Source organism: Marseilla massiliensis, from assembly GCF_023336985.1.
Classification (GTDB): Bacteria; Bacteroidota; Bacteroidia; order Bacteroidales; family Bacteroidaceae; genus Prevotella; species Prevotella intestinigallinarum.
The window spans coordinates 171,316-187,338 of record NZ_JAMBLP010000002.1; the positions used below are offsets into that span (position 1 = coordinate 171,316).

Here is a 16,023-nt window from a genome sequence, read left to right on the forward strand (position 1 = left end):
CCAATTGCCATCAAAGCGGACATATTTTCTTGGCCCTTTGTGCTTCTTTCTTGATTAAAATCCCTACCTTTGCGCCCATGAAACGCATTTTATTCGTGACCGCGCTCACCGTGCTGCTTGCCCTGCAGGCCATGGCACAGGGCGCATTTGTGTTCCCGAGTGAAGTGAAGCCGCTGCTGCACACGTCGTGGGGGCAGGAGCACCCTTACAACAAGCTGTGCCCGTGGGAGCAGGTTGACACCATAGTGCGCCACTCGCCCGCCGGATGCGGGCCCCTGGTGATGGCCCAGGTGATGCGCCGCTACTCCTACCCGCAGCGCAGCCGGCTGATAGGCACGGCCTACGACTGGGCCGACATGCCGGCCGCGGCAACCGACTCTACGCCTACCGGGCAGCAAGACGCCGTGGCGCAGCTCATCGTCGACTGCGGCACGGCGGCGGGCACCGTCTACACCCAGAGCGCCAGCGCCACCAAGATAAACGGCGTGGTGGCCGGGCTGAAAAAGTATTTCGGCTACAGCCGCTACATGCACATAACCGACAAGGCCGACTATGCCGGCGCCGAGGGGCTGCAGGAGTGGAAACGGCTGATGTTCGGCGAGCTCAAGGCCGGGCGCCCGGTGGTCATCAGGGCCGAGCGCAACAGCCACGACGCCCACGTGTTCATCATCGACGGATGCCGCGACTCTGCCGTCCACGTCAACTGGGGATGGGGCGGGAAGCTCAACGGATACTACGACCCCGACACGCTGGGGGGCTACCGGCTCAACCAGCGCATGGTGGTCGACGTGGCACCCGAGCCATACCGCCCGGCCACGCGCACCATCACGCTCCGCCGACCCGGCACGCTGGCCGCCCACATAGGCCCCGCCGACAGGCTCACACTGAGGCACCTGAGGGTGGCGGGGGCAATCAACGGGGCCGACATACGCCTGATGAGGACACTCGCCGGCGGTGGGCCGAAAGGCCGCAGGGGCGGCGTGCTGGCCACCATCGACCTGAGCCGGGCCGTGATACTGACCATGCCCGACTCGGCTTTCTGCGGCTGCGCCAACCTAACCTACGTTGCCCTGCCGCTCACGCTGCCCGAGATAAGCCGCTACGCCTTCGCCTCGTGCCCCAACCTCAACCGTATTGACATACCGGCCATGGTGGGCGAGATAAAGCGGGGGGCGTTCTACGGCTGCTTCAACCTCATAGACGTGACCCTGCCGGCATCGCTCAGGGCGATAGGGGCAAGCGCGTTCAACTCGTGCACAAGCCTCACCGAGCTCCACCTGCCCCGCTCGGTGACGTCGGTTGGCCCCGGGGCGTTTGCATACTCAAAGAACCTGCACACGCTGACGGCCCCGAAGGCACTTCACAACATTGGCCGCGATGCCCTGAAAGGCACGGCCGTAACTAAAATCAACAGATTATGAACGGAATAACATTAGGTCTTCTCGTGCCATTCATGGGCACGGTGGTAGGCTCGGCGTTCGTGTTCTTCATGCGACACGAGATGAACGCCATAGTGCAAAAGGCGCTGCTGGGATTCGCATCGGGGGTGATGGTGGCCGCATCGGTGTGGTCGCTGCTCATACCTGCGCTCGAATTCAACAGCGACACCAACTCCGCGCCGCAGATAGTGCCGGCCGTCGTCGGCTTCCTTTCGGGCATGGCGTTCCTGCTTCTCATCGACTACATCACGCCCCACCTGCACCTCGGCACGTCCAAACCCGAAGGGCCCCACTCACGGCTGTCGCGCACGGCAATGCTCATGCTTGCCGTCACCATCCACAACCTGCCCGAAGGCATGGCCGTCGGGGCAGTGCTGGCCGGGGCGGCCGAGGGCCATGTGGGCATAAGCACGGCCGGGGCGCTGGCCATGTCGGTGGGCATAGCCATACAAAACGTGCCCGAGGGAGCCATCATATCCATGCCCATGCGTGCCGCCGGCAACAGCCGCTGGCGCTCATTCGTCATAGGCAGCCTCAGCGGGGCTGTAGAACCGCTGGGCGGACTGGCCGTCATACTGCTCACGGCATGGCTCACCCCGGCCATGCCATACCTGCTGGCGTTTGCCGCCGGAGCCATGCTCTATGTGGTAATCGAGGAACTCATACCCGAGGCAAGCACCGGAGAGCACAGCAACATGAGCACGGTGGGGTTCGCGCTCGGCTTTGTGCTCATGATGACGCTCGACGTTGTATTGGGATAAACAATACGGCGCAAACAGCGGCAGGGCCGCCAAAGGCCCGACGCCCCGCGCCGAAAACACACCGACATGCGCTTTCACACACTACATACCGACATAGCTCCGCCACCAAGGTTCACCTACCCGATGTGCTATGAGCCCCACCCGCTGTGCCTGATGGCCGCCGACGAGGTGCAGAGGCACATTGCGCAGGCCTCCGAGTGGCGCGAAGAGGCCGGACACGGAAAGATGTTCGGGGTGCTCGTGGCAGCCGCACCAGACGGCACGCTGGGCTACCTGGCTGCCTACTCAGGGCAGTTAGGCGGGCGCAACGACTGGCCTTTCTTCGTCCCGGCGGTGTTCGACATACTCTGCCCGGGCGGGCATTTCAAGACGCGCGAGGCCGAGATAACCGACATAAACCACAGGATAGCGCAACTGGAAGCCGGGGCCGACAGAGCCGGGGCGGCCGAGCGGCTCGACCACCTGCGCCGCAAGTGCGAGGCCGAAGAGGCCGGCTACAGGCTCTGCATGGCCGAAGCGAAGCGCCGGCGCGACGAGCTCAGGGCCGGCGGGGCCGACGAGGAGAGCCTGCGGCGCCAGAGCCAGCACATGAAAGCCGAACTGCGGCGGATGAAAAAACGCCACGCCGCCCTCATGGCCGAGGCCGCCGGTGACGTGGCAGAGGCCTGCCGCGAGGCCGAGGAGCTAAAGGCCAGGCGGCGGCAGATGTCAGACGAGCTGCAGGCATGGATATTCTCGCAGTTCAGGATGCTCAACGCGCTCGGGCAGCAACGCGACCTCAACGACATATTCGCTGCCGAGACGGGCGGCGCCCCGCCCTCGGGGGCCGGCGAGTGCTGCGCCCCCAAGCTGCTGCAATACGCCTACAGCCACGCGCTCAGGCCGCTATGCATGGCCGAGTTCTGGTGGGGCGAGTCGCCAAGGGCCGAGGTAAGGCGCCACCTCAACTACTACCCGGCGTGCCGGGGCAAGTGCCTGCCCATACTGAAACACATGCTGCAAGGCCTCGACGTAGACCCCGACCCGCTGGAAGGCGACGACGGCGGAAGGCTGCAGACGATATATGAAGACGGCCACATAGCCGTGGTCGACAAGCCGGCGGGCATGCTCTCGGTGCCGGGGCGCACGGGGCGACGCTCGGTGGCCGACGTGTTGCGGATGAAATGGGGCGACGGCGCAGAGCCGCTGGTGGCCCACCGCCTCGACATGGACACCTCGGGGCTGCTCGTGGTGGCCAAGAGCCCGGGCGACCTGAGGCTGCTGCAACGGCAGTTTGAGGGCCGGAGCGTAAAGAAACGATACATCGCGCTGGTAGACGCGCCCCACATAAGCCCGCCTGAGGGCCGCATCAGCCTGCCGCTGCGGCCCGACCCGCTCGACCGACCGCGCCAGGTGGTCGACCGGCAGCAAGGGCGCGAGGCCGTGACATACTACAGGGTGATGGCCGAACGCGACGGCAGGGTGCGCCTCGAGCTGCACCCCCTGACGGGCCGGACGCACCAGCTGAGGGTGCACTGCGCCCATCCCGACGGGCTCAACGCCCCAATCGTGGGCGACGCCCTGTACGGACAGCGCGCCGAAAGGCTATGCCTGCACGCCGAAAGCATTGAGTTCTGCCACCCGGCCACAGGCCAGGCGATGAGCTTCAGGAGCGAAGCGCCCTTCTGAGGCTTACGCCAAGACACTCGCACAAACAACGGCCCGGGCTCCAATTGCAAGCCCGAGCCGACCCCCCGACACCTCTGTCATGCAACAGTTTTTACTCAACACTCTCGCGGCGCAGCGGATAGTTGCCCCTCAGATGCTCGAAAAGGTCGGGCCTGCGCTTCAGCCTGTCGCTGTCGTCGAGCGGGTTGTAGAGCTGCAAGGGGTCGCCATCATACACAAAACCGGCCGGCAACCGCGGCGGATGGATGCGCCCTGGGTTGGGCAGGCCGAAGAAACGGCACAGCGCATCAATGGCCATGTTGTCGGCATTCACCTTACCGTCGGCCGAATACCCCGCAATGTGGGGCGTGCCTATGTACACCTGCGACAGCAGTTCCGGGTCGATGCCAGGCTCGTTCTCCCAAGTGTCGATGACAGCCTGGCGCACCCGGCCCTCCCTGAGCGCCTCTTTCAGCGCCGCGTTGTCTACCACCGCCCCGCGGCTCGTGTTTACCAGGAACGGCCTTCGGGCCAGGCGGCCGAAGAAAGCGGCGTCGGCCAGGTGGAGCGTGGGGCACGGGCCTCCGTCGGTGAGCGGCACGTGGAACGTGATGACGTCGGCCTCACGCTCTATGACGTCCATGCCCACATATCCCGGGGCGCCCACCGGGGGGTCGCACACAAGCACCCGCATGCCCAGCTCGCGCCCGACGCCACATACCAGCCGCCCCACGTGGCCGCAACCCACCACGCCCAGGGTGGCACCTGAGGGCTCAAGGCCGCAGTCGCGGCGCAGCAGCAGCAACGAGGAGCGCACATACTGGGCCACAGAAGAGGCGTTGCAACCGGGGCAGTTGGTCCAGCTGATGCCGGCGCGCCGCATGTATTCCGTGTCGATATGGTCGAAACCGATGGTGGCCGTGGCCACAAACCTCACCCGGCTGCCGGCGAGCAGCCGCTCGTCGCAGAGCGTGCGGGTGCGCACAATGAGCGCGTCGGCGTCTCTAACGTCGGCGGCGGTGATGTCGGCACCGCGCTTGTAAACAACACGAGGGGTGAGCTTGGCCACCGCTTCGCGTATGTAGGGAATCTTGTCGTCTATAACTATCTTTATGTCCATGGTGGCAAAAGTACACAAAAAAAGCCAACCGGCAAAACCTTCGCGGCACAATGGCTACGGCACGGCAACAGTGGCGGCCCGGCATACTGTAAAGATATAATGCGGAAATTTAACATTTCAGCATGCCGTGTTCCAGGTGCGGCAAGACGAAAAAGGGGCATGCGGAATCGCGAAAACACACGCGCCCCGACGCCAAACGGCCCCCGCCACAACACCAAACGGCCCGTTCGGCCTTGCAATAAAGGCCGTAATGCATCGTGGCGAGGCTCGCAGAAGTGGTAGATAACCCACATTTATCACCCTTTTTACAACGAAAAAGCCAGGCAACACCGCCCATGGCCAAGCACAGGATGCCAAAGGCAAGGGGCAAACCACAGCAGCTCAACGGTTTACGGCAGCAGCTTCGAGAATGGCGCATTTGCCGCAACAGGCAGTACGGCCGCCGGAAACACCATTCCCACGCACACACTTGTAATGATATTTCTACATGTTTAACATTTCCGGAAAAACTCAACCGGCACAAGGGCAAGCCGCAGCCACAGCGAGAAACAACCGCCGCGCAAGGCCGGCAAACAACAAAAAAGATGGCAGAAAACACGCAAAATATATATAAAAAGATTGGAATGAAGTGAAAAACTCTTCAATATAGTTGGGCGATTAAAAAAGTTTGTTTAGATTTGCAAATAAATACGCCCGCCAAGGCAAGCCGAAGCGGGCACAAACAACAAAGATGAAAGAAATGTCATTCGCAGAACACTGCAACGCAATCTTCGACAAAGTCGTGGCCGACTACCACCTGACGGACAACGTAGATACGCCCATCCAGAACCCATACAAGCGTGACTCGATAGACCACAGCCTGTATACGAAGTGCTGGATAGACACGGTGCAATGGCACCTGGAGGACATAATACGCGACCCACACATCGATCCCACCGACGCGCTGTCGCTGAAACGCCGCATAGACCGCAGCAACCAAGACCGCACCGACCTGGTGGAGCAGATAGACAGCCACTTCCGCCACACCTACAGCGAGGTGAAGCCGCTGCCCGACGCCCGCCTCAACACCGAGAGCCCGGCGTGGGCCGTGGACAGGCTCTCGATACTGGCACTGAAGATTTACCACATGAGCGAGGAGTCGAAAAGGCCCGAGGCCACCGACGAACACCGCTCACGGTGCGCAGCCAAGCTGGCCGTGCTCGAGGAACAGCGCTCAGACCTCACCACCGCCATCGACCAACTGCTCGAAGACATTGAGGCCGGCAGGAAGTACATGAAGGTGTACCGCCAAATGAAGATGTACAACGACCCCACCACAAACCCCGTGCTATATGGCAACAAAGGCTGAGCTGGCAACCAAGGCGGCGCCAACGCGCCTGCCGATGGCCGCAGCCGGGGAAATGACGGGATGCAGAAAACAAGCTGAGGAATGAAGAAAGAGCATATCCTCATAATGAGGTTCTCATCGCTCGGCGACGTGGCCATGACCGTGCCCGTGGTCTACTCGCTGGCCAAGGCCTACCCCGACGTGCGCATAACAGTGCTCAGCAGAGGCTACGCCAGGGCTTTCTTTGAAGACCTGGCGCCCAACGTCAGCTTCATGGAGGCCGACGTGAAGCACGAGTACCACGGCATAAGGGGGCTCAACGCCCTGTACCGGCGCCTGACAGCGAAGAACTTCACGGCCATTGCCGACTTCCACGACGTGCTGCGCTCCGAATACCTGCGCATGAGATTCAACGTCGAAGGATACAGGGTGGCCCACATCGACAAGCACAGGAGGCTGCGCAAACTGCTCACCGCGCAGCACCACAAGCGCCTCGAGCAGCTGCCTACGCCGTTCAAGAACTACGCCGACACGCTGGCACGGCTGGGCTACCCGGTCACGCTGGGCTTCCGGTCCATCTTCCCGGAAGAAGGCGGAAACCTGAACCTGCTGCCCGCCGTCATCGGACCGAAGAAAAACTACGAGCAGTGGATAGGCATCGCGCCGTTTGCAGCCCACCAAGGCAAGGTATACCCGGAGCGCCTGATGCGCCAGGTGATAGGCATGGTGGTCGGGCGGTTCCCTTCGGCAAGGCTGTTCCTGTTCGGCCGCGGCCAGGAAGAGGAGCGCACGTTCGACAAGTGGTGCGCCGAAGAGCCCCGGTGCGTCAATGTCAGCCGCCACCTCGAGGCCATGCAGCAGGAGCTTATACTAATGAGCCACCTCGACCTGATGCTTTCCATGGACAGCGCCAACATGCACCTGGCCTCAATAGTGGGCACACCGGTGGTCAGCGTATGGGGAGCCACACACCCGGCAGCGGGATTCATGGGCTGGAACCAGGCCGCCGACCGCGCCGTGCAGATAGACCTGCCATGCAGGCCGTGCAGCATCTACGGCAACAAGCCGTGCCTGCGGGGCGACTATGCCTGCATGAAGAACATACCACCAGAACAAATCGTGGAACGCATGGCTTTCGTACTGGCCAAGACAAGGGCCTCGGAGAAGGCTTTGCGGGAACGAGAATAAACAAAACCCAAATATCAATCAATTAAAAGAACAACAATTATGAAGAAGTACATTTGCGAGACCTGCGGTTATGTATATGACCCGGCAGAGGGCGATCCCGATAGCGGAATAGCCCCCGGAACAGCGTTTGAAGACCTGCCCGACGATTGGGTGTGCCCGCTCTGCGGTGTGGGCAAGGACGACTTCAAGCCCGAAGACTGACACAACGCTATAAGATGATGGCCGCGCACGATGCTGCGCGGCCATTATTGTAACGCCCGGCTGATAGGCGAAGGGGCGGCATGGGCAATAACCGCGGCCCACGGCATTTGGCGGGACGACGCCCACAGGGCGGCGGCCTCAGTCGGAAAGCATCAGCCCGCGGGCGAAGTGATAGATGATGATGCCAGCCGTGACCGACACGTTCATAGAGTGCTTAGTGCCAAACTGCGGTATCTCAAGGCACCCGTCGCACAGGTCGACCACCTCCTGGTGCACACCTTTCACCTCATTGCCAAGCACAACGGCATAGCGGCGGCCCGCCTCGGGCGCGAAGTGGTGCAGCTTCGTGCTGCCGACCACCTGCTCGACGGCATACACCTCGTAGCCCGCAGCGCGCAAATCGCCGACGGCCTCTGACGCCGAACGGTAATAACGCCATTCCACACTGTCTTCCGCGCCGAGGGCGGTCTTGTGTATCTCGGTGCTCGGAGGGGTGGCGCTGATGCCGCAAAGGCACACGGCCTCGATGCGGAAGGCGTCGCCCGTGCGGAAGACGCTGCCCACGTTGTACATCGAGCGCACGTCGTCGAGCACGACGACAAGCGGCATCTTTTCTGCATCCTTGAACTCGCTGACAGTCAGCCTGTCCATTTCTATAGTACGTAACTTTCTCATCACGGCTCCATTTTCGTCATACATTCGACCTTCCGCCAAGCGGCAGGCGGTGCAGCAGCGGCCGCGCCACAATCAGCGTGACGGCTACCAGTATCATAAGCGCGCCAAGTGCTATGCGCCCGGTGACGTGCTCGCCAAACACCGAAGCCCCTATTACCAGCGCCGTGACAGGCTCAAGCGCGCCGATGATGGCGCTGTATGTGGGTCCGACGTCTTTGATGGCAATGTTGATGAACAGTATCGGTATGATGGTAGGCACGAGGGCCACGCCCACAACGTTGGCAACCACGGCCGGGTCGGCGCCTATCGGGTGCAGGCGCGCGCCGAAGCCGGAGAGCGCGAAGAACACCGCGGCGCCCGAGGCGAGCACCCAGAACGTCATGCGGGCCGACGGAACGGTGCGCAACACGGAATGGTCGACACCCACGATATACAGGGCGTAGCACAGCGAAGAGGCCACCACGAGCATCAGTCCCACGGTGCTCAGCGCGCCGGAGCCGTCGCCCTGGTACAGCATGGCTATGCCGGCGGTGGCCAGCGCTATGCACCCGTAGGTAAGCAGCGACGCCCTCTCGTGGAAGAACAGCGTCATGATGACCGCCACGAGTATGGGATAGATGAACAGGATGGAGCAAGCCACGCCCGCATCCATGTAAAGGAAGCTCTGGTAGAGCGTCTGCGACGACATGGCGAACACCACCCCGGCCGGCACGAGGGCCATCAGCTGGCGGCGGCTCACGGCAAGGCTGTGGCGCGTGAGCAGCATGGCTGCGGCCAAAACGAGCGCGGCGAAGGCGAAACGGTAGAAGAGCACCGACTCAACATCCATGCCGGCGGCATACAGGTTGAGCGAGAAGAGCGGGTTGGTGCCATAGGCCACGGCGGCTATCACGCCGCAGGCAGCCCCCCTGACAGAGCTATTCATCGTCACCCCCTTCCCCCACGACAGTGGCCACGAGCGTGCGCGGGCCTCCGCAGTCGCGGTATTCGCAAAGGTATATGCCCTGCCACGTTCCCAGGTTGAGCCTGCCTCGGGTGACGGGCAGCGTGAGGCTCACGCCCGATATCACGGCCTTGGCGTGGCTGGGCATGTCGTCGGGGCCCTCGAGCGTATGGGTATACTCGGGCCGGTTCTCAGGCACAAGCCTGTCGAAGATGGCCCTCATGTCACGGCGCACGTCGGGGTCGGCGTTCTCATTGACGCAAAGCCCGCACGAGGTGTGCTTTACAAACAGGTGGAGCAGGCCTTGCCGCGGCAGCGGCGGCAGCTGTGCCACGACCTCGCGCGTGACGAGGTGAAAGCCCCTCGGACGGGGGCTGAGCTTGATTTCTGTCTGTCTTACAGTCATGGTCTCTTGTTTTGCGGCTGCAAAATTAGTCAAAAAAGCGTTACGGCGATGCTACGTTTGAATGATTTTTGGGCATTATGGGATAATGTTTGGCGCGTAACGCCTTTTTAACACAGAATACACGCACGGTTAACACATTCTCCGTAACTTTACGCCGACGCAACGGACAGCGGGCGCAACGTAGCCCGGCGGTGGCCCGGCACGCCTTGACATAGATAATATATTGGCATTTTGAACGTTATAAGAATATGAGAGTGTTATTCATTGTGCAGGGCGAGGGCCGCGGACACCTTACGCAGGCCCTCACGATGGAAGCCCTGCTGCGCCGCGAAGGCCACGAGGTGGTTGGCGCCCTGGTGGGAAAGAGCAGCGCCAGGGAGCTGCCCGCATTCTTCACGAGGGGCATGAAAGCCCCGGTGAGCCGCTTCGACAGCCCCAACTTCCTGCCCACCCCGGCCAACAAGCGGAGCAGCCTGCCGCGCAGCGTGGCCTACAACGTGCTGAGGGTGGCTGAGTTTGCCCGCAGCGTGTGGATGCTGCACAAGCGCATCGAGGCCGGCGACGTTGACCTGGTGGTCAATTTCTACGAGCTGCTGACGGGCATCACTTACTTCCTCTTCCGCCCCGCGGTGCCGCAGGTGAGCATCGGCCACCAATACCTGTTCCTACACCGCGGCTTCAACTTCCCGCGGGCCGGGCGCACAAGCCTTGCCCTGCTGCGACTGTTCACGCGCATGACGAGCCTCGGGGCGACAAAACGGTTGGCCCTGTCGTTCCGCCCCATGCCCGCCGACGAGGCGCAGCGCATAGCCGTGGTGCCGCCGCTGCTGCGCCGCGAGGTGGCGGCCATGAAACCGAGGCGTGGCAACTACATCCATGGCTACATGGTAAACTCGGGCTTCGCGCGCAGCATTGAGGAGTGGCACAAGTCGCACCCGAGCGTGCCGCTGCGCTTCTTCTGGGACCGCAAGGGCGCCGGGCGCGTGACGCGGGTTGACTCCACTCTCGAGTTCCATGCCATCGACGACCACGACTTTCTCTGTTCGCTCGCCTCGTGCCGCGCCTACGCCACCACGGCGGGGTTTGAGTCGGTGTGCGAGGCCATGTACCTGGGCAAGCCGATAATGATGGTGCCGGCCCACATAGAGCAAGACTGCAACGCCTACGACGCATGCCGATGCGGGGCGGGCATAGTGGCCGACGACTTCGACCTTGGCCGGCTGGCCGACTTCGCCGCCACGTTCAAGCCCTCGGCAGGCTTCAAGGCATGGGCCGACAGCGCCGCGGGCCACATCGTGCCCAGCCTGGAGAAGGCTGCCGAGACGGTGCCTGTATACCCGCTTTCGATAAGCACCATGTTCAAGTGACGGCCCTCCGCCTGGCCATTCGCCATGGCATTGCCTTTTCACGACGGCCGCGGCTGATGGCGCCTGCGGCCGCACGGCATTGCCAAACGGCCCGTATGGCTACTCAATATGGGCCATACGGCCCGGCAAAACGGCCCGTTCTGCATTGCAAAACGGGCCGTTTTGCCAACCACTTGGCACACAACGAGTTATGCAAACAAAGGCCAACCCCGCGGCATTTTGCAAAAAATGCCTCCAATAACTACCACCAATGCTGTCGTGCAGGCGCTGGAACAGGCCTGCGCCGAGGCCTGATGCATGGCGTGCCGCGCCGAGGCCGGGCGGAAAACAACATGCCGGAAAGGTGGGAAAAGCTGTCGGCAAGCATCAAGCAAGCGTAAGCCCCTGCTGCCGGCAAGCCTTCATCCTGCTCCATCCATGCCTCTGCCCCACGGCATCCGTACGCCGGCGACAGGCCGGGGCACGGGGGCACCATGGTCATAGGGCACAAAAAAGAGCGGCAGGCCGTGGTCGTCGCCACAGCCTGCCGCCATTTCCTACGCATGCCGGCCACCCCGCAGCCCCTCCAAAGGGCCACGGGCCATGCACCGGCCGTGCCATTGTCACTTCACATATTCGGCAAAGTCGGTAAGCCTCATGTCACCCTTGCGGGCCAGCGTGTCGTGCATGGCGAAGGCAGCCGTGAGGCAGTGGCGCGTATGGCCGCCGCACCCGAGCTTCAGGTAGTCGCGCAGCAGCGGGCGATAGTCGGGATGCGCGCAGTTCTCGATGATGCAGTGGGCACGCTCCATGGGGCTCTTGCCGCGCAGGTCGGCCACACCCTGCTCCGTCACAATCACGTTGACGTCGTGCTCCGAGTGGTCGTGGTGGCTCACCATGGGCACAATCGAGCTTATCAGTCCGTCCTTGGCCACCGACGGGCATGTGAATATGCTTATGTAGGCGTTGCGCTCAAAGTCGCCCGAGCCGCCAATGCCGTTCATCATCTTGGTGCCGCTGATGTGCGTAGAGTTGGCGTTGCCGTAGATGTCACACTCCAATGCGGTGTTGATGGCTATCACCCCGAGGCGGCGTATTAGCTCGGGCGAGTTGGAAATCTCGCTCGGGCGCAGCGTAAGGTGCTGGCGGAAGTAGTCTATGTTGTCGTAAACGCGGGCCAGGCTCTCGTTGGTCACGGTGAGCGAGCAGGCCGAGGCGTCCTTCACCCTGCCCTCGAGCATCATCTCGACCACAGCGTCCTGCAACACCTCGGTGAAGATGTTGAAGTCGGGCACGCTCTTGTCGTGGCTCAGGGCGGCAAGTATGGCGTTGGCCGTAGTGCCCACCCCGCTCTGCAACGGCAGGAACGACTGCGGTATGATGCCCCTCTTCATGTCTTGCATCAGGAATGCGGCCACGTTGTGGCCTATCTGCGAGGTCACGGGGTCTTCGCCCTTGAAGGCCCTTGCCTCGTCGGGTATGTTGCACTCCACCACTCCCACAATCTTCCTGGCGTCAATCTCGACATACGGCTTGCCTATCCTGTCGCTCACCTTCGTCAGCGGTATCGGCTGGCGCAGGGGCGGGTCTTGCAGCTCATAGACGTCGTGCAGGTACTTGGCGCCCACGCTGTGGAACGTGTTATGCTCCAGGATGACGTGCTTTGCCAGCCTGGCCGCCGTCGGACTGATGCCCCCGGCCGAGGTGAGGTAGGCCTTGCAGGTGTCTGCCCCCTCCTCCATGTCGCACACTTCGAGTATGGCCCAGTCCACCTGACCCATGAACCCGTAGCGCAGCTCCTGCGCCATCTGGCTCAGGTGAATGTCGTTGTAGGCAATCTCTCCCGCGTTAACATGGCGGCGGAAGTCGGAGTTGGTGGTGTAGGGCGCACGGTAGCGTATGGCCATGGCGTTCGACAGGTCGCCGTCGGTGCTCTGACCGGTAGACGCCCCGGTGAATATGCCAACCTTGAACTCGCGCCCCGCCTCGTGCTCGGCTACGGCAATCTTTGCCAGTTCCTTTGTGACGGCCTTGGCGGCACCCGAAGGTGTAAACCCGCTGAGCGCAATGTTCTCTCCGTTTTTAATCAATGCTGCGGCCTCGGCAGCAGTCAGTCGTGTATATGCCATATCTTGATAGGTATTTGAGTTTGTGTATTTGTCAGTGCCTAAACGATGCAAATTTACTGAAAATCAATGGGAAGGCAAAATAAAAAAGCCACTATTTTGCTTTGGCCGGGGCTTTGCCGCCCGCCAGAAGGCCGCAAGCCGCCCCGCAGGCATGCCTGCGTCACGCCTCGGTTCATTTTGTTACGCCTTTTTTTGCTACCGTCGCCAATTTGCATTAACTTTGCAGTCCACATATAACAAACATGATAAACGTATGGAACAGAGACTTGTAATCTACAATACACTGACGCGCTCGAAGCAGCCGTTCGTGCCGCTCCACGCGCCAAACGTGGGAATGTACGTGTGCGGGCCTACCGTCTACGGCGACCCTCACCTGGGCCACGCACGCCCGGCAATAACGTTCGACATCGTGTTCAGGTACCTTAGGCACCTCGGATACAAAGTGCGCTACGTAAGAAACATCACCGACGTGGGCCACCTGGAGCACGACGCAGACGAGGGCGACGACAAGATTGAAAAGAAAGCGAGGCTCGAACAGCTTGAGCCCATGGAGGTGGCGCAGCACTATACCAACCGTTACCACGACGCAATGCGCGCCCTAAACGTGCTGCCGCCAAGCATCGAGCCCCACGCCAGCGGCCACATCATAGAGCAGGAGGAGCTGGTAAGGCAAATAATGGACAACGGATATGCCTACGAAAGCAACGGAAGCATATACTTCGACGTGGAGAAATACAACCACGACCACCACTACGGAGTGCTTTCCGGGCGCAACATCGACGACGTGAAAGACGCAAGCCGTGAGCTCGACGGGGTGGGCGAAAAGCGCCACCAGGTGGATTTCGCGCTGTGGAAAAAGGCACAGCCCGAGCACATCATGCGCTGGCCGAGCCCCTGGAGCAACGGTTTCCCGGGCTGGCACTGCGAGTGCACGGCCATGGGCAGGAAGTATCTCGGGGCCGAGTTCGACATCCACGGCGGCGGCATGGACCTCGTTTTCCCGCACCACGAGTGCGAGATTGCACAGGCGGTGGCCGCACAAGGCAAGCCCATGGTGCGCTACTGGATGCACAACAACATGATTACCATCAACGGGCAGAAGATGGGCAAGAGCCTGGGAAACTTCATTACGCTCGAGCAATTCTTCACCGGCAGCCACCAAAGCCTTGAGAAGGCATACTCGCCGATGACCATCCGCTTCTTCATACTGAGCGCGCACTACCGCGGGACGGTAGACTTCTCCAACGAAGCGCTGCTCGCCAGCGAAAAGGGACTGGAGCGGCTGATGAACGGAATAAGCGACATGGAGCGCATACAGCCATCCGACAAGTGCGACGCCGAGACCGAAGCGTTTGTCAGCGGGTTGCGCCAGCGCTGCTACGACGCCATGAACGACGACTTCTCGACACCGCAGGTGATAAGCTACCTGTTTGAGGCGTGCAGCCACATCAACAAGATTCTCGACCACAAGGCGGCCATCTGCGCTGCCTGCCTCGAGGAGCTCAAGGCAACGATGCGCCTGTTCACCTTCGACCTTCTGGGCCTGAGCGAAGACAAGGGCGGCGCCGACAGCCACCGAGAGGAAGCCTTCGGCAAGGTGGTCGACATGGTTCTCGACCTCAGGGCCAAGGCCAAGGCCGCCAAAGACTGGGCCACAAGCGACCACATACGCGACGAACTGGCCGCCGCCGGCTTTGAAGTGAAAGACACCAAGGACGGTGTGACGTGGCGGCTTAACAAGTAGCTACTGATGGCTTGCGCCGCCCGTGGCAGCATTGGCAGGCTCAACGGCCGGCGCCCATGCCACATACGGCCGGCTGACGAACGCGCCCGACAACCTCGGGCACACATTTCCTAATCTCAACAGGCAGGCTGTCGACAAGCAAACTGTCTGCCGTGACAGTGAGCTTTGCCACCAGTCCGCGCCTGTTGAGCGGCCTGTCGAGGTCGAAGATGAAGTTGCCGAGACTGTAGAATATGGGGCGGTGGCGGTAGATCTCCACGTCCTGGGCCGTGTGCGAATGGTGTCCTATCACGGCATCGGCACCTGCATCCACCAGCATACGGCCTTCATGGCGCTGCATTAAGGTGGGGTGCAGCGTGTGCTCAACGCCCCAATGCAGGCAGACCACTATGCAGGCCGACGGCACCCGGCGGCGTATGGCACGCACGGAGTCGCAAAGCCTGCCCACCGAAGCCTCGGCTACAGACGGCCTGTCGGGCATGTACACATAGTTCTCCGACATCACCCGCAGCGACGCAAGCACGAACACAGGGCGCGGACCGCCGCCCACCATCACCGGACGGCATGCCTCGCTGTCGTTGCCGCCGTAGCCTATGGGCACCATCCCGGCGTTCAATATATTATTGTATGTGTCTTCCAGCCCTACTCGACCATGGTCGATGGTGTGGTTGTTGGCCATGTTCAGATGCGTGATGCCATGCTTCCGCAACACCGGAAGCACCGTGGTGTCGGCCCGGAACACAAAGCGCTTGTTGAGCGGCGACTCCTTCTGTGTGACAGGACACTCGATGTTGGCCACCACAACGTGGGCCGTGGCAAACAGAGAGTCGACCGATTGCGAGAAAAGACGGTCGGCACCACCATGGCGTATCAGCCGCCCCACGTCGCGACCGAGCATCACGTCGCCCGTGAAAAGCATGACAAGCGAGTCGGCACCGGCCACGGCGGCACCGCCACCGCATCCGTTTCCGGGGCTTACAGCATGCCCCTCGGCCCGGGCGAAGCCATGGTTGCGGCTTCGCTGCGCCGTTTTGCAACCGAGACACACGGCCATCAATGCGGCCACAAGCAGCCAAACACCCTTGATGCGCATGGCT

General features: G+C 61.8%; 14 protein-coding genes. 8 read left to right on the plus strand and 6 right to left on the minus strand.

Annotated elements, in window-relative coordinates; all coding sequences use genetic code 11:
* The first annotated feature begins 77 nt into the window (after positions 1-77).
* From M3089_RS02005 to M3089_RS02015, 3 genes are all read left to right on the plus strand, one after another.
* Entirely contained in the window at positions 78-1,421 is a 1,344-nt protein-coding gene (locus M3089_RS02005; RefSeq protein ID WP_249081464.1) for a C10 family peptidase, read from the plus strand.
* Positions 1,418-2,200, plus strand: coding sequence for a ZIP family metal transporter (locus tag M3089_RS02010; RefSeq protein ID WP_249081466.1), 783 nt, complete (start codon positions 1,418-1,420; stop codon positions 2,198-2,200). The genes M3089_RS02005 and M3089_RS02010 overlap by 4 nt, the downstream gene beginning before the upstream one ends.
* A 66-nt stretch (positions 2,201-2,266) precedes the next feature.
* Positions 2,267-3,868: an RluA family pseudouridine synthase gene (locus M3089_RS02015; RefSeq protein ID WP_249081467.1), complete on the plus strand. Its 1,602-nt coding sequence runs from the start codon at positions 2,267-2,269 to the stop codon at positions 3,866-3,868.
* 91 nt (positions 3,869-3,959) lie between these two features.
* On the opposite strand, the gene M3089_RS02020 is transcribed toward M3089_RS02015, so the two are convergent.
* Positions 3,960-4,961: a 4-phosphoerythronate dehydrogenase gene (locus M3089_RS02020; RefSeq protein WP_249081596.1), complete on the minus strand. Its 1,002-nt coding sequence runs from the start codon at positions 4,959-4,961 to the stop codon at positions 3,960-3,962.
* A gap of 745 nt (positions 4,962-5,706) precedes the next feature.
* Here M3089_RS02020 and M3089_RS02025 point away from each other — a divergent pair.
* The 3 genes from M3089_RS02025 to rd all read left to right on the plus strand — a co-directional run bounded on the left by M3089_RS02025 (position 5,707) and on the right by rd (position 7,683).
* On the plus strand, positions 5,707-6,315 hold the full coding sequence (locus tag M3089_RS02025) for a DUF4254 domain-containing protein (protein ID WP_249081598.1): 609 nt from the start codon (positions 5,707-5,709) through the stop codon (positions 6,313-6,315).
* A gap of 81 nt (positions 6,316-6,396) precedes the next feature.
* On the plus strand, positions 6,397-7,482 hold the full coding sequence (locus M3089_RS02030) for a glycosyltransferase family 9 protein (RefSeq protein WP_249081468.1): 1,086 nt from the start codon (positions 6,397-6,399) through the stop codon (positions 7,480-7,482).
* Positions 7,483-7,521: 39 nt separating this feature from the next.
* On the plus strand, positions 7,522-7,683 hold the full coding sequence (rd, locus tag M3089_RS02035) for a rubredoxin (protein WP_205106988.1): 162 nt from the start codon (positions 7,522-7,524) through the stop codon (positions 7,681-7,683).
* A 138-nt stretch (positions 7,684-7,821) separates the two neighbouring features.
* Here the strand turns inward: rd and M3089_RS02040 are convergent, their stop codons facing one another.
* Genes M3089_RS02040 through M3089_RS02050 form a run of 3 tightly spaced genes read right to left on the minus strand, consistent with a single transcriptional unit; the run spans position 7,822 to position 9,707 of the window.
* Positions 7,822-8,358 carry an RNA methyltransferase gene (locus M3089_RS02040; protein WP_205106986.1) on the minus strand — a complete coding sequence of 179 codons (537 nt, stop codon included), beginning with the start codon at positions 8,356-8,358 and terminating at the stop codon, positions 7,822-7,824.
* A 16-nt stretch (positions 8,359-8,374) separates the two neighbouring features.
* Positions 8,375-9,283 carry a DMT family transporter gene (locus tag M3089_RS02045; protein ID WP_249081469.1) on the minus strand — a complete coding sequence of 303 codons (909 nt, stop codon included), beginning with the start codon at positions 9,281-9,283 and terminating at the stop codon, positions 8,375-8,377.
* The gene (locus M3089_RS02050) at positions 9,276-9,707 is read right to left on the minus strand and encodes a secondary thiamine-phosphate synthase enzyme YjbQ (RefSeq protein WP_205106976.1); all 432 of its coding nucleotides are present in this window, start codon (positions 9,705-9,707) and stop codon (positions 9,276-9,278) included. Before M3089_RS02050 ends, M3089_RS02045 begins: the two co-directional genes overlap by 8 nt.
* Positions 9,708-9,955: 248 nt before the next feature.
* Between M3089_RS02050 and M3089_RS02055 the strand changes: the two genes are divergently transcribed.
* The gene (locus M3089_RS02055; RefSeq protein ID WP_249081470.1) at positions 9,956-11,074 is read left to right on the plus strand and encodes a glycosyltransferase family protein; all 1,119 of its coding nucleotides are present in this window, start codon (positions 9,956-9,958) and stop codon (positions 11,072-11,074) included.
* A gap of 602 nt (positions 11,075-11,676) precedes the next feature.
* Here the strand turns inward: M3089_RS02055 and M3089_RS02060 are convergent.
* Complete coding sequence (locus M3089_RS02060; protein ID WP_205106972.1) at positions 11,677-13,182, minus strand: succinate CoA transferase; 1,506 nt, start codon at positions 13,180-13,182, stop codon at positions 11,677-11,679.
* A gap of 253 nt (positions 13,183-13,435) precedes the next feature.
* Here M3089_RS02060 and cysS point away from each other — a divergent pair, with 253 nt between their 5' ends.
* Positions 13,436-14,926, plus strand: coding sequence for a cysteine--tRNA ligase (gene cysS, locus M3089_RS02065; RefSeq protein WP_249081471.1), 1,491 nt, complete (start codon positions 13,436-13,438; stop codon positions 14,924-14,926).
* Between the two features lie 40 nt (positions 14,927-14,966).
* Here cysS and M3089_RS02070 read toward each other — a convergent pair whose 3' ends face one another.
* A complete protein-coding gene (locus M3089_RS02070; RefSeq protein ID WP_249081472.1) occupies positions 14,967-16,019 on the minus strand; it encodes a CapA family protein in 1,053 nt (350 codons plus the stop codon).
* Between the last annotated feature and the right edge of the window lie 4 nt (positions 16,020-16,023).